General features: G+C 45.5%; 13 protein-coding genes. 7 read left to right on the top strand and 6 right to left on the bottom strand.

From position 1 onward, the window contains the following. From EXZ60_RS09535 to EXZ60_RS09520, 4 genes are read right to left on the bottom strand one after another with little or no spacing between them, the layout of a single operon-like run. Entirely contained in the window at positions 1–849 is an 849-nt protein-coding gene (locus EXZ60_RS09535) for an ABC transporter substrate-binding protein (protein WP_277435618.1), read from the bottom strand. A 51-nt stretch (positions 850–900) separates the two neighbouring features. Next, positions 901–1,311, bottom strand: coding sequence for a biopolymer transporter ExbD (locus EXZ60_RS09530; protein ID WP_010317505.1), 411 nt, complete (start codon positions 1,309–1,311; stop codon positions 901–903). After that, the gene (locus tag EXZ60_RS09525) at positions 1,308–2,015 is read right to left on the bottom strand and encodes a MotA/TolQ/ExbB proton channel family protein (protein WP_277435617.1); all 708 of its coding nucleotides are present in this window, start codon (positions 2,013–2,015) and stop codon (positions 1,308–1,310) included. The genes EXZ60_RS09530 and EXZ60_RS09525 overlap by 4 nt, the downstream gene beginning before the upstream one ends. After that, positions 2,015–2,725 carry an energy transducer TonB gene (locus tag EXZ60_RS09520; RefSeq protein WP_277435616.1) on the bottom strand — a complete coding sequence of 237 codons (711 nt, stop codon included), beginning with the start codon at positions 2,723–2,725 and terminating at the stop codon, positions 2,015–2,017. Before EXZ60_RS09520 ends, EXZ60_RS09525 begins: the two co-directional genes overlap by 1 nt. Positions 2,726–3,028: 303 nt before the next feature. Here EXZ60_RS09520 and hutX point away from each other — a divergent pair, with 303 nt between their 5' ends. Further along, positions 3,029–3,538, top strand: a complete 510-nt coding sequence (gene hutX, locus EXZ60_RS09515) for a heme utilization cystosolic carrier protein HutX (RefSeq protein WP_277435615.1) — start codon at positions 3,029–3,031, stop codon at positions 3,536–3,538. 54 nt (positions 3,539–3,592) lie between these two features. Then, on the top strand, positions 3,593–4,123 hold the full coding sequence (hutZ, locus tag EXZ60_RS09510) for a heme utilization protein HutZ (RefSeq protein ID WP_277435614.1): 531 nt from the start codon (positions 3,593–3,595) through the stop codon (positions 4,121–4,123). A gap of 124 nt (positions 4,124–4,247) precedes the next feature. Here the strand turns inward: hutZ and EXZ60_RS09505 are convergent, their stop codons facing one another. Next, complete coding sequence (locus EXZ60_RS09505) at positions 4,248–6,398, bottom strand: TonB-dependent hemoglobin/transferrin/lactoferrin family receptor (protein ID WP_277435613.1); 2,151 nt, start codon at positions 6,396–6,398, stop codon at positions 4,248–4,250. 211 nt (positions 6,399–6,609) lie between these two features. Then, on the bottom strand, positions 6,610–7,506 hold the full coding sequence (locus tag EXZ60_RS09500) for an ROK family protein (RefSeq protein ID WP_161437787.1): 897 nt from the start codon (positions 7,504–7,506) through the stop codon (positions 6,610–6,612). A 223-nt stretch (positions 7,507–7,729) separates the two neighbouring features. Here EXZ60_RS09500 and ribA point away from each other — a divergent pair, with 223 nt between their 5' ends. From ribA to EXZ60_RS09475, 5 genes are all read left to right on the top strand, one after another. Continuing rightward, positions 7,730–8,377: a GTP cyclohydrolase II gene (ribA, locus tag EXZ60_RS09495; protein ID WP_013856740.1), complete on the top strand. Its 648-nt coding sequence runs from the start codon at positions 7,730–7,732 to the stop codon at positions 8,375–8,377. Positions 8,378–8,543: 166 nt separating this feature from the next. Next, positions 8,544–9,806 (top strand): imelysin family protein, encoded by a 1,263-nt coding sequence (locus EXZ60_RS09490; protein ID WP_094145273.1) that lies wholly within the window; start codon positions 8,544–8,546, stop codon positions 9,804–9,806. Positions 9,807–9,884: 78 nt separating this feature from the next. Next, positions 9,885–11,267: a di-heme oxidoredictase family protein gene (locus tag EXZ60_RS09485; RefSeq protein WP_094133548.1), complete on the top strand. Its 1,383-nt coding sequence runs from the start codon at positions 9,885–9,887 to the stop codon at positions 11,265–11,267. A gap of 9 nt (positions 11,268–11,276) precedes the next feature. After that, positions 11,277–12,314, top strand: a complete 1,038-nt coding sequence (locus EXZ60_RS09480; protein WP_277435612.1) for an imelysin family protein — start codon at positions 11,277–11,279, stop codon at positions 12,312–12,314. Further along, on the top strand, positions 12,304–13,404 hold the full coding sequence (locus EXZ60_RS09475; protein WP_277435611.1) for a DUF1513 domain-containing protein: 1,101 nt from the start codon (positions 12,304–12,306) through the stop codon (positions 13,402–13,404). Before EXZ60_RS09480 ends, EXZ60_RS09475 begins: the two co-directional genes overlap by 11 nt. Positions 13,405–13,440 lie beyond the last annotated feature (36 nt).

The raw sequence follows: 13,440 nt of genomic DNA, 5'->3' as shown, positions 1-13,440 counted from the left end.
TTAAGGATAGAGCAATGCGTTTAGACGTTGCGCTTCAGCCAAGCTTTTAAGGCCTAACCCGCCGACGAGAGCGTGGCCATCGATGGTGATGATCTGCTTATTTATCCCAGCCGGAGTTGCCACTAATGCCGGTATGGATTGCAAAATGGCGTCGGCTCCTCCGAGTTTTTCATAACTGCGGCCACTGACTAAAATCACGTCCGGTTGCATCTCAATTATCGCTTCCATCGACAGTGGTTTATAAGACGTCACTTGTTCAGCGGCGGGGTTAACCGCGCCAGCCAACTCAATAATGCTGTTTGGCGTGGTGTCACTGCCCGCCACGTTGGCTGCCCTTCCTTCGTGGATAAGGAGAAATAGCACTTTTTTCGGTGTCTTGTGGGTAGATTGATGGTGGGTTAACGCCGCTATTGTGCTTTGAACTTGCTGTTTGAGCGCTTTAGCTTGAGGCTTTGCATCAGCGAGCGTCGCGATTTGGTCAATGCGTGCCAACAACCCCTGTGGTGTGGATTCATCGTTCACCACCTCGACGTTAACGCCAGCGCCTTTAAGCTGTTGCAATGTGCTTTCTGGCCCCATTTCACTAGAACCAATCAATTGTGTTGGTGCTAAGGCTAATAATCCTTCTGCGGATAATTGGCGATGATAACCGATTTTTGGGAGAGCAAGATCGTTTGGAATTTCACTGGTGACATCGACCGCAACAAGTTTATTTTGTGCGCCTAACGCAACGAGGATTTCGGTCACCGCGCTGCCCGCACTGATAATTCGTTCTTGCGCGCAGAGCCAAGGCGAGAAGATGAAGAGCGTTATGGCAACAAGCCAATGAGAAAGAGATTTGTGTGTCATCGTGTTGTACTCATGAAAATCATACGGTTTTTAAAAGCGCATATGAATAGGCTATTGGGGATGGTCGGTTAATAACTGAGTGGCAGCGATGCCATTGTCTTGCAAGAACGCCAGCAATTTAACCAATTGCTGCACTTCTGCGGTTTTGTCTGCGCCAATCACGATGGGGCGATCACTCGCTTTGCTTTGCTCTAACAACGCCAATGTGAAGTTATTCCAATCGATATACTGCTTGCCATCGATAGCCCAGTAAGGTTCGTGCGCCAGAAGATTCACTGTGATTGACTGCTTGTTCACTTCACTCACGGTGGGTGAGTCGGTTGTTGGCAGTGAAACGTCTAATGACTCAAATTTAACCGCGGCCGTAAGCAGTAAAAACACCATGACAATAAAAATGATATCCAACAATGGCGTTAAATCTGGCATTAATGCGGATGAGGGAGAATGCGGCGTTTTAATCATGATACGTTAACCACATCATTGTCAGAGACGTCTTCATATTTAGCTACACGCTCTTGTTTGGTGGTGCAATCATGCTGTAAAGAAACACCTTCGAGCCATAAGTTGACATAATTGAGTGTGTGCTCAAGTTTTGCCATCACTCTGTCAGCCCATACGCCAAGCAGCTGAGCGCTTGTAATTGCGGGAAGCGCGATCAGCAAACCTGCAGCCGTGGTTCGCATCGCAATCCCTAGGCCATCCGCAAGGTCATTTGGCGTAATATTGCCAGAAGAGAGCGCGACCCCCTTGAACATTTCAATCAAACCTAACACAGTGCCAAGTAAGCCTAGTAGCGGGCTGATCACACCAATCAAAGATAAAATACGCAGTCCAGAATGCAGTTGATGACGCTTTTCTTGCAACCAAATGCCCGCCGCATCTTCACGTAATCCTTTAGAGAAATCGTGATGAGCAAGCAGCATGGCAACCCCTTTATAAAGCAATGGGCGCTTGCTGGAAAATTCACTGGCTAACGCCTCAATTTGCGCTGTATTGGTCGGTGATATTTGGTTGAGCGCACTACCGATCGCACCTTTTCCAACACCAAGGCTAAGCAGTACTTGGAAAAGCCGTTCAGTAATGATCATTGTCGCAAGTGCTGAGCAGACAAAAAGAGGCCAGGCCATCAGGCCAAGTTGTTGTTCTAGTTGAGTAAGTAGTTCCATTATCCTTCCAATTTAAAACGTACTGGGATTTGCACTCGGTGGGCTATTTTTTCGCCGTCTACCACTTGAGGAGAGAATTTCCATTGTTTGATGGCATTAAGAGCTGATTCATCCAGCAGCGCCGCGCCCGACGAAGAGAGCAGCACCTGTTTGATTTGGCGGCCGTTTTCGTCTAACCACACCTCATACATAGCGACCCCTTCAATACCTCGTTTTTGTGCAAGCCTTGGATAAACAGGAGGGGCTGGGCGAGTAACAAAAGACGGCGCATCGACTAATTTCGGTTGATTAGTTGCACCGCTGCTGCTTTGGGTGGCGGCGGTTTTCGGTGTCGATTCTGCACTATTTTCATTCTCTACAGAGGATGCCACAGCTTCCTTTACAGGAGTTTGCACTTGTGCTGATTTTGTCGGTATTTTAGGAGCCGGTTTGTCTTTTACTGGTTTTGACAGGCTCTTTTTCTGCACCACTTTTTGCGGCTCTTTTTTTGCTGCTTTGGGCTTGTTGGCTCTCTTTTCTGGAGGTGGTTTTTTTGTTGCTTGCTCTTGTTCTACCTGAGCTTGAGGTTGAGCTACAAAGTTAATCGACACTGAGGTGGATTGATTTCCCGCAGGCATGGCAAACACTTTTGATTCGTCATCAACAAACAAGATCGCCGCGTGAATCGCGAGAGATAGGCTGCCAGCGACAAGATATCTAGTGAAATTCACGTTGTACTCCATATAAAAACAAAGCGTTCAGATGAAGGGATTATTACTCAACATCAAAATAAGATCAATTATCAATTGCATTATCATTTGCATCAAATTATGATTTTATGAATTTGAAAAGATGGGTTAGAAACGCCTTGTTAGCACAGGGTTTTCTATCAACCACAATTAATCATAAACAATCTGAATTAATTCACCTTTGCCATAAATTTTACTTACTAGATCGGGTTTTTAGTGGCGATTAATGTGATGTACTGAGCCAGCGTAAGGCGATTTAAAGCGAAGAACGAACTGGAAATGAATATGGATTTACTTGAACAGAAAGTGGCCTCTTTATTAGAGCAACAACCGACCTTATTGCCGGCAGCGATGGCGCAAGAGTTGAATGTGACTGAATTTGAAGTGGTGCAGGCATTGCCTAAAGAGATGGTTGCGATTGTTGATGGTGCTCAAGCTCAATCGATGTTGGAATCGTTAGCGGATTGGGGAATGGTCACAACGATTGTCCACTCTTTTGGCTCTATATTTGAAGTGAAAGCACCTTTTCCAAAAGGGAAGTTGGCTCGTGGCTATTATAACTTGATGGGTAAAGAGGGCGAGTTACACGGCCACTTAAAGTTGGAATCCATCCAACACGTTGCTTTAGTCAGTAAGCCTTTTATGGGACGTGAAAGTCATTACTTTGGTTTCTTTAGTGAGCAAGGCGATAACATTTTTAAAATTTATCTAGGCCGAGATGAAAAGCGCGAACTGATTGCAGAGCAAGTCGCACGTTTTAAAGCATTACAACAAGACGTTCATTCCAACCAATAATATTGATATAACGATAAGCCCTGAACGCAATGCGAAAGGGCCGAGGAGAAAGTCATGGAGCAGCAGATCAAACAAGAGCGATTACAAGGACGATTGGAACCTGAAATCCAAGAGTTTCGTCAAGAACGCCGTACATTGCAATTGGCTACAGTGGACGCGGAAGGCCGTCCGAATGTGAGCTACGCGCCATTTGTGCAAAACCAAGAAGGTTACTTTGTGCTGATTTCGCACATCGCTCGTCATGCGCGTAACTTGGAGGTGAACCCACACGTCTCCTTGATGATGATTGCAGACGAAGGCTCATCAAAACAGATTTTTGCCCGTCAACGGTTGACGTTTGACGCCGTTGCGAGTGTTGTACCACGTGAAACGGCATTATGGCAGCAAGTCATTGGCCAAATGCAAGCTCGTTTTGGCGAGATCATTGACGGCTTAAGCCAGCTGCAAGACTTTGCTTTATTCCAATTGAAAGTAGAAAAAGGTCTTTATGTGAAAGGCTTTGGCCAGGCGTATCAAGTGTCTGGTGATGATATGGTTGATTTTGTGCACCTTGATGAAGGGCATAAGAAAATTTCCAACGCGTAATCTTAATCGCTCAAGATACATTGGATATTGGAAGAAAAGGCTAGTTATCTAGCCTTTTTTATTGAGGAGTTCATGGAACAACAAAGCCAGCATAACGCTGGCTTTGTGAATAATGGTTTAATCGCTAAAACTCATATTTAGCGGTAATAGCATAGTTACGCTCAGCTTGAGAGTAGTCGTTATCTAAGTTTGTTTTACCGCGGATATCATTCCAACGGTAGTACTCTTTGTCGGTTAAGTTAAATATGCCCGCAGTAATCGTGACATCTTGCATTGGTTTAAAGTAAGCGGTGATATCGACAATGGTCGCACTCGGCAGTTCAACTTGGTTTTCTGTACCGCTATTAAGTTGGTCACGGTTGATATTACCGGCTGACTTCGCAGCAGTATAATTCAACTTCAGGCTAGTACCCCAAGTGGTACTTTCATCATCATAATTTAGTGCTGCGACAACATTCCATGGGTTTACGCTGTTCAATGGACGTCCGTTACCATCTTCACCTTTGCTATAACTTGCCGCTAGGCGTGTTGACATACCATTCGGGGCTCCAATTAATTGATCCAATTTTAATTGATTTGATAATTCAATCCCTTTGATCGTCGCTTCACTTAAGTTGACATAGGAGTAGTGGGTTATTCCGTTCACTTTCTTAGTTGTAACTCGTTCAATGAAATCATCATAATCGCTATAAAATGCAGAAATTTCAGTTGCCGAGACGTTTGTATTGTGACGATAACCTAATTCATAGGCCAAGCTTGTTTCTGACTTAAGGTATGGGTTTGGATCGTTCACATAACGGTGAGCAATGTTGTCATACGTGTAGTAGAGCTCAGTAAAGTTAGGGGCACGGAAGCCTTGGCTGACTTGAGCAAATACTGAATGTTGATTATTGATGCGGTACAGTGCGCCAAGACGGCTGGTGAGTGCTGAATCGTCAAATTTAACGAGAGGTTCTGTGGTGCTACCACCGGGATCGGTGCTAAATGAATCATAACGAAGGCCTGGTGTGACAATCAAATTACCGCTCAAAAGGGTGATCTCATCTTGAACAAAGAGGCCGATTTTTTGGTCTGTAGCATCCGGTGTATAAACCAAAACTTGATTTGGCGTTGCAGGATCCGAGTTGAGTTCTGTATTGGTATTTGAAATATCGCTACTGGCAAAACTTAAACCATAAATAAAGTTATGTTCGGTTTGACCTAAGGTAACTAACTTATCCAGTTGCGTTTCTAATTCAATTTTATCTTCATTGTAGAAGTAATCTTTGGTTTGTTGGTTGTCCGCATTGGCTGGAGTGTAAGGAGGCCTTCCTGACGATGCTGGCTGAAAACGGTGCGTTAAGCCGTTATCTTCTTTGCTTTGCCAAGATGCTCGGCTAGTGATGGTGTCTGCGATGGCAGAGTCAGCTAGCCAAATGTGTTTGATGCCAAGGCGATACTGTTTCGTTGTATCTTGACCATGATAGTTTTTGTAACTGGAATGAGCGATATCAGAATCTGTTTTGTTATACAGTGCTTCACCAAAGAACTCCAAACGGTGAGCATCGCTCAGTTGATATTGGAGCTTAAGTAGCAAGTCATTTTTTGCACTATCTTGACTCTCTATCGAATAATTTTCTTTACGATCTGAAAAATTTTGTTGCTCTTGTCCATCACGGCGAGTATAGGCGACCAAGGTCTCTAAATTGCCACTTCTATTTGCAATGGCAATATGTTCACTGAAAGATTTATCTTCTGAAGAGTAGGAAAGCTTTGCTTGTCCGCCTGTGGTTGCGTCTCCTTTTAGGAAATCACGGGGATCTTTGGTGTCAAAAGCAACGACACCACCAATGGCATCACTGCCGTGAAGGCTTGACGCCGCACCTTTGATGACTTCAACACTCTTTACCATATCGGGATCGATACTGATAGCGCTCGAATTGACAAAAGAGTAAGGACCTCCGTCGAATGCTTGTCCTTGTGTGACTCCATCAACCATGATTTTGATTCGATTACCTTCTACGCCGCGAATATTGATGGTCTGTACACCTTGGCGAGATGAGCTATTGGTTGAAACTCCAGGGGTATATTCAAAGATAGCGGCAACATCTTTTGCCATATTGGCTTCAATGTCTTTGCTCGAAACGACAGCAACAGAAGCGGCGGTATTTTCGATGGTTTGAGAAGTTCGCGTTGCCGAAACAACGACCTCATCGAATCGAGAAACTTCTTCTGCGAGAGCTGCAGGGGAAAGTGCTAGCAATATGGAGGCTGATAGTAGTGTTTTAGTGTACATCTGAGTTATTACCTTATTCATCAATAACAGATTTAAGCTGTGTGCAATGATATTGGATCTAAATGGTAATTACTATCATTTGTATTTATGCGCGGAGTGAAGTGTAAACAGAATTAGGGATATATAGTTTAAATATCAATTGGTTGATATGTAAAACACTTGCTTTACTTAATTTTTCGATGACTAAAGTTGTGACTTTAATCACTTTCTGCTAGTTCAAACCTAGCCAAGCTGCACCACGGATGCCGCTGCTGTCACCATATTTCGCTTGGGTAAACACAATCTGTGCACTATCAGAAAAAACATAGTCCGCTGTTGCCCGCGGTAGATCAACATACAGCGATGCTACGTTTGATAATCCTCCGCCAAGCACTATCACATCAGGATCCAACACATTGACGATGCAAGCAAAGCTGCGCGCCATTTGATCAATCAATTGTTGATAAAGCTTTGTTGCTTGTGGGTCTTGCTGCTGGTAGCGAGTGATAATTTCGGCTGCATTCCACTCTTGTTGACCAATCAACTGAGCACTCTTTGTTAAGCCAGAACCGGAGATAAAGAGTTCAATACAGTTATCGCGTCCGCAATAACAGTGGCGAGTAGGCCCATCACGTTCACTGGTAAAACTTGGCAGCGGATTGTGCCCCCACTCACCACATACGGCGTTCGCACCGACCAATACCTGTTTGTTGATCACAATACCGCCACCGCAACCGGTGCCCAAAATCGCGCCAAAGACTACGTTACCATCTTTGGCGGCACCATCGACCGCTTCAGACAGCGCAAAGCAATTGGCATCATTGGCAATTACAACGTTGCGCTGGAGGCGAGCGCACAGATCGGCTTTTAAATCTCGACCATTTAAAAAAGTGCAATTGGCATTTTTGATAAGCCCTGTCGCTGGGCTGATGGCTCCGGGAAGTCCAATCCCGATTTGGCAGTGAGTTTGCGTTTCGCTTTCGGCCATTGCAACCAGTTGACATAAGGTGCTTAGAAAAAGCTCGTACTCATGTGGGGTAGGGGTTCGGTGTTTAAAGAGGGTGTTTCCTGATTTATCCAGTACGCAAATTTCAATTTTGGTGCCGCCAATGTCGAAACCTATCAGCATGATTTTTCCTTATTTTGGATGTTGAGTGTGAGTCCTGACTATGGAATATAGTCTAATAATCAACGTGTTTTGTCTTTGAACTGAACAAGATAACGTGAAGTGGTGAGATTTTTTCTTTTGATTGCTGAGAATTGTTATATTATAACATTTCTCAGCAAGTGATCTTTTTATTGAAAAGGGGAGTATCTATCCCCATAGTTAGGTCATCAATGGGTCAATTCGAATGCAAATCAATTCAGCATTGCAACAAGCAATTATTCAAGTGAGTGTAGATATGGCGGAAGTACGAGCCAGAGTGGATTTCAAAGTCGGTCTAAAAAGCAATATTGACGCCGAAATACTCTCTTTTAGAGGACTGAAAACAGACAAAGAACATGTTGCGGTCATTTTTAAATCCGCTGATGTTACTCAGGAAACTCCTTTAGTCCGTATGCATTCAGAGTGTTTAACGGGCGATGTTTTTCACTCATCACGCTGTGATTGTGGTGAACAATTAGAAGAAACCATTAATAAAATGGGCGAAGTTGGCGGCATTATCCTCTATTTGCGTCAAGAAGGTCGAGGCATTGGTCTGTACAACAAAATTGATGCCTATCGCTTACAAAGTGCGGGGATGAATACTTATGAAGCCAATAATCATCTTGGCTTTGGTGACGACCTGCGTGATTTCACTGAAGCGGCGCAGATGTTGAAAGCGTTAAATGTGACTAAGATTCGTTTAGTCACCAATAACCCTAAAAAAAGTCGTGAGCTGAAGGAGCATGGTATTGAAATTGTAGAGGTCGTGAATACCGCAGCACATATTAAGTCGGGTAATGAAAATTACCTCAAGGCCAAAGTCTCCCATGGCAAACACAACTTAAAACTATAATTCAGACTTATAGATGATAGCCAAAAACCTCATTTCGGTGAGGTTTTTGACGTTTTTACCTTGCAAAAAAATGGATAATTTGTATTATCGGCGACTAAAGGTGCAAATGATAATAATTAGCACTACCACAAGATAAAGCTCAAATCGCCTCAACAAGGATGCTCCCATGAAAGTTAACACGCTTCTTATTCAGTCAATTGCTGCCTCACTTGCCATCACAAGTAGTGCGTCATTTGCCGCTACCGTCACTAAGGAGCAGGTGGTCGAACATTATGCCAATATTGCCCATGCCGTGTTTGCTGATTCGCTGACGACCGCTCAATCATTAGAAAAATCAATCGATCAGTTCTTGATGACTCCCTCGGCGGCTAAATTGGAAGAGGTGAAACAAGCGTGGTTAGCATCGCGAGTGCCTTACCAGCAGTCCGAAGTCTTCCGTTTTGGCAATGCCGTTGTTGACGATTGGGAAGGGCAACTCAATGCTTGGCCTCTTGATGAAGGGCTGATTGACTACGTCGCTACTGATTACCAATATGAACTGGGCAATGAAGGCGCCAGCGCTAACATCATTGCCAACCAAACGTTGAAAATTGGTGCGACAACGATTGATGTCTCCACTATCACACCAGAGCTGATTGCCAGCTTAAACGAAATCGGTGGCTCTGAAGCTAACGTCGCTTCAGGTTATCATGCCATTGAGTTTCTACTGTGGGGCCAAGATTTAAATGGCACCAATGCGGGAGCTGGTGCTCGTGCTTACACGGATTTTGTCGTGGGTAGCGAATGCACCAATAACCATTGTGATCGCCGTGCTCAATACTTAAAAGCGGCAGCTCAGCTGCTCGTGCAAGATTTGGCATGGATGGAAAAACAGTGGTCTGCGGATGAAAAAGCCAATTACCGTCACGAATTACTTGCGGAATCAGCAGACAATGGTTTGCGTAAGATGCTATTTGGTATGGGGTCTTTATCACTGGGCGAATTAGCGGGCGAGCGTATGAAAGTGGCGCTAGAAGCAAACTCGACTGAAGATGAGCACGATTGTTTCTCGGATAATACTCATAACTCTCATTACTACAATGAACAAGGTATTTACAACCTTTATACGGGTTCTTACCAGCGTCAAGACGGAAAGGTACTAACAGGCCCAAGCCTGAATGATTTAGTGGCACAAAAGGATGCACAAGCAGCCAAAGAGATTCAAAAGCAGTTTGACAGTGCGCGCGCTGAAGTCGGCAAATTAGTCACGTCGGCTGAAAAAGATAATCAGCATTTCGATCAATTGATCGCGGCTAACAATCCTCAAGGCAACGCGATAGTCAATGGAGCCATTATGGCTTTAGTGGCTCAAACCGCTTCGATAGAACGTACCGCTTCAGTGATTGGAATTGATAACCTTAATCCAGATACTGCAGACCACGAATTCTAATAATAAGATGAAAAATCCAAGGGCTCAGATGAGCCCTTTTCCACGTTTACACTGAATAAAGATGTTGAGAAAAGCCCAATGAGATCGTTTTTTACCGTCGCGCTCCTAACCTTGTTTGCCAACCCCGTTTATGCCGATGAGGTGAAATCGGGTGGCAAAACCAGTACAACCAAAGCTGGGCCGAATGCTTACTCGCTTCCTGCGGCCAATTTGCCGATGAGCAAACGGCTCGATTTTAGCGTGGGAAACAGTTTCTTTCGTAACCCTTGGGTGCCAGCGCCATCATCTACCGATGCAAGAGATGGTTTAGGGCCGCTTTTTAACACCAATGGTTGTCAAAATTGTCACATCAAAGATGGTCGCGGCCATCCGCCAGAAAAAAATGACACACATGCCGTTTCGATGTTGGTTCGCCTGAGTATTCCAGCGCTGACGGATGAACAAAAAGCGATCTATGCCAAAGAAGGGGGGATCCCCGAACCCATCTATGGTGGACAGTTACAAGATTTCGCTTTGCCCGATCAAAAAGCAGAAGGACAAATCCACATCACTTATCAAGAGATTGCGGTTGCTTTTACGGATGGCCACCAAGTGATGTTACGCAAACCTAATTTAAAAATTACTGAACTTGGTTATGGTGATATGCATCCTGATACCCAGTTTTCGGCGCGTGTCGCCCCGCCAATGATTGGCCTTGGCCTACTTGAAAGCATTGCTGATGCCAGCTTATTAGCAATGGCAGACCCTGAAGATAGTGATGGCGATGGTATCTCTGGCAAAGTGAACCGTGTTTGGGATGTAGAAAAAAAAGATTTTGCCATCGGGCGTTTTGGTTGGAAAGCCGGGCAGCCTAGTTTAATGCAACAGAATGCCGCGGCGTTTAACGGCGATTTAGGATTGACCAGCCGTTTATTCCCCAAAGAAAACTGCACCGAGAAGCAAACACTCTGTCAAACCTTACCTAACGGCGGCGACCCTGAGGTCAGTGACAACATTCTTGATTTTGTCGAATTCTATTCTCAGCATTTAGCCGTTCCAGTGCGTCGCAATGTCGACGATCCACAAGTGAAGCTGGGTCAATCATTGTTCAAACAAGTTGGCTGTGAGAGTTGCCACCGCACTGACCTTAAAACGGTAAAAAGAACGGATCACCCAGCCTTGTCAGAGCAAGAAATCCATCCTTACAGTGATTTACTACTGCATGATATGGGCGAAGGGTTAGCCGATAATCGTCCTGAAGCCTTAGCTAATGGACAAGAGTGGCGTACCCCGCCTTTGTGGGGGATCGGCTATACGCAAGAGGTGAGCGGCCATACTTATTTTTTACATGATGGCCGAGCGCGTAATCTCATGGAAGCGGTACTTTGGCACGGTGGTGAGGCGCAAGGTGCCAAAGAGAAAGTACGTCAATTCAATGCCAGCGAACGCAACGCGTTGATCGCTTTTCTTAATTCTTTATAGGGTGCGAGCATGAAATTTCCTCTGTTATTTTCGATAGCAGTTACCAGCGTACTTTCGGCTTGCCAACCCACGCCGAAATCAGCGCTTGAGCCGCAAAAGACCAATCATGTTAGCCAAGGTGTTTATGAGGTTGAATTTGCTGCGGCGCAGCGTTTTGCTCAACAATCGCACCAGCTTGCTCAATTATTTGATCAGCAATGCCAGCCGGACGATGTTGCATTGCCCTTGCTGAAAGAACAGTGGCAGCAAACTATTGGGGCGTGGATGTTTTTACAAGGGCAAGAGAGAGGGCCAGCTAAAGCACTCGAGCAAAGTTGGAACGTACAATTTTGGCCAGATAAAAAAGACACTACCGGGCGAAAAATGAGCCTGTTAGTGAGCAGTGGCAAGCATTGGGGTGAGGAGCAGATTGCAAACCAGAGTGTTACAGTGCAGGGGATTGGCGCATTGGAATGGTTACTCTATGACCCTCAATCGCCGCTTCTGAAAAACCAGCAATTAGAAACGGGCTGTATGATTGGACAAGCGATCAGCGCGAATTTGGCGACGAAATCTCATTTGATTGCTGAGCAATGGCAACAGAATCCATGGTTGATGCTGGATCTGAGCGCTTGGCAAGCCGAATACATTGCGCTGTTCTCCAATCAGCTTGATTACAGCATGAAAAAACTCAGTCGCCCCTTAGCCAATATCGGCCAGCCACGCCCTTATTTTTCAGAATCGTGGCGCGCCAAAGTCTCTTTGAATAACCTGCAAAGGAATGTGCAAGCGATGCAAGCACTCTATTTAGCAAAAGACGGTTTAGATCAGATGTTGCGGGAAAGAGATCAAGTCGCCATGGCCGAACGCGTAAAAGCACATTTATCCTTGATGTTGGAAACGTGGCCGCAAACAACCAGCTTATTTGATTTATTGCAAACAAAAGCAGGCTACCGTGAGGTGCTTGCGCTCTATAACAAGTTCGAACAACTCAATTATTTACTGCATGACGAAGTCGCGGTAGAGCTAGGCGTAGTGATAGGATTTAATGCAACCGATGGTGACTGATCTAACAAGGCGTACGCTGCTGAAAGCGGCGTTATTGAGCACTTCAGCGCCTCTGCTGCCGCTGGGGTGCGCCACTACTCGTCGTGACGACCCACAACCCGCTTTGATTGGTTGCGCTATTCATAAAGGCTCGCAGTTTCGCGCCGTTGTAGCCGACGCCCAAGGCCAAGCGATTCACCAATTACCTTTGCCTGCAAGGGGACACGGTGTTGCTATCCATCCTACCTTGACGCATGCGGTCGCTTTTGCCCGTCGTCCCGGTGAGTTTTTGATGGTGTTTAACTATCAAAATGGAGAACTCATCAAATTGCAACTGGCGCAACCCACGCGACATTTTTATGGGCACGGCGTTTACTCAAATGATGGTGCGTGGCTTTATGCAACCGAAGGCGAGAAAGCGACAAGTCGCGGCATTATTGGTGTGTATGATGTGCAGCATAGCTACCAAAAAGTGGCTGAGTTCAGTGGGTTTGGTATTGGCCCTCACGAAGTCATTGTGATGCCAGATGGCAGGCTCGCGATTGGGGTGGGTGGAGTGCATACCTTCGGCCGCGAGCCACTCAACGTAGAGAGCATGATGCCAAGCTTGACCTACCTTTCTCATCAAGGAGAAGTGCTTGAGCAACGGATATTGAACGACCACCATTTGAGCATCCGTCATCTTGCTCATGATGGTGCAGATACTGTGCTGTGCGGCCAACAATACCGAGGTCAGCCGGAAGAGTATCCACCTTTGGTAGCGCTACATCACCAAGGTGGCGAACTCATTCCGCTTTTGGCAGAGCCTGAACAATGGGCAAGATTCAACCATTACATTGCCAGTATTGCGGCGACCGACCAATGGATTTTAGCGACTTCTCCACGAGGTAACTGTTACGGTATTTGGTCAAAAGAGACACTGCAACTGGTTGAGTTGGCCTCTTTGCCGGATGCTTCTGGCGTGGTAGTGCAAGATCAGCAGTTCCAAGTCAGTTCAGGAGCTGGCTTGGTCGTTAATTCACCCTATCCTCAACCTGAAATACGCACGCGTAGTAATGTCCAATGGGACAATCACTGGTCTGCCATTGATTACTCTCGCCAAAAAAGCTGAGTAAGCGAACTAAATTTGTTTAATGATAATTCTCAT

Source organism: Vibrio sp. 1151_11, from assembly GCF_029478525.1.
GTDB lineage: Bacteria > Pseudomonadota > Gammaproteobacteria > Enterobacterales > Vibrionaceae > Vibrio > Vibrio anguillarum.
This window is presented reverse-complemented; position numbering and strand designations above follow the sequence as displayed.

Coding starts and splice junctions, on each gene's coding strand:
- EXZ60_RS09505 (WP_277435613.1), bottom strand. CDS start 6,398: ATGTACACTAAAACACTACTATCAGCCTCCATATTGCTAGCACTTTCC.
- EXZ60_RS09500 (WP_161437787.1), bottom strand. CDS start 7,506: ATGCTGATAGGTTTCGACATTGGCGGCACCAAAATTGAAATTTGCGTA.
- EXZ60_RS09535 (WP_277435618.1), bottom strand. CDS start 849: ATGACACACAAATCTCTTTCTCATTGGCTTGTTGCCATAACGCTCTTC.
- EXZ60_RS09525 (WP_277435617.1), bottom strand. CDS start 2,015: ATGGAACTACTTACTCAACTAGAACAACAACTTGGCCTGATGGCCTGG.
- hutX (WP_277435615.1), top strand. CDS start 3,029: ATGGATTTACTTGAACAGAAAGTGGCCTCTTTATTAGAGCAACAACCG.
- EXZ60_RS09480 (WP_277435612.1), top strand. CDS start 11,277: ATGAAATTTCCTCTGTTATTTTCGATAGCAGTTACCAGCGTACTTTCG.
- EXZ60_RS09475 (WP_277435611.1), top strand. CDS start 12,304: ATGGTGACTGATCTAACAAGGCGTACGCTGCTGAAAGCGGCGTTATTG.
- EXZ60_RS09490 (WP_094145273.1), top strand. CDS start 8,544: ATGAAAGTTAACACGCTTCTTATTCAGTCAATTGCTGCCTCACTTGCC.
- EXZ60_RS09530 (WP_010317505.1), bottom strand. CDS start 1,311: ATGATTAAAACGCCGCATTCTCCCTCATCCGCATTAATGCCAGATTTA.
- hutZ (WP_277435614.1), top strand. CDS start 3,593: ATGGAGCAGCAGATCAAACAAGAGCGATTACAAGGACGATTGGAACCT.
- ribA (WP_013856740.1), top strand. CDS start 7,730: ATGCAAATCAATTCAGCATTGCAACAAGCAATTATTCAAGTGAGTGTA.
- EXZ60_RS09485 (WP_094133548.1), top strand. CDS start 9,885: ATGAGATCGTTTTTTACCGTCGCGCTCCTAACCTTGTTTGCCAACCCC.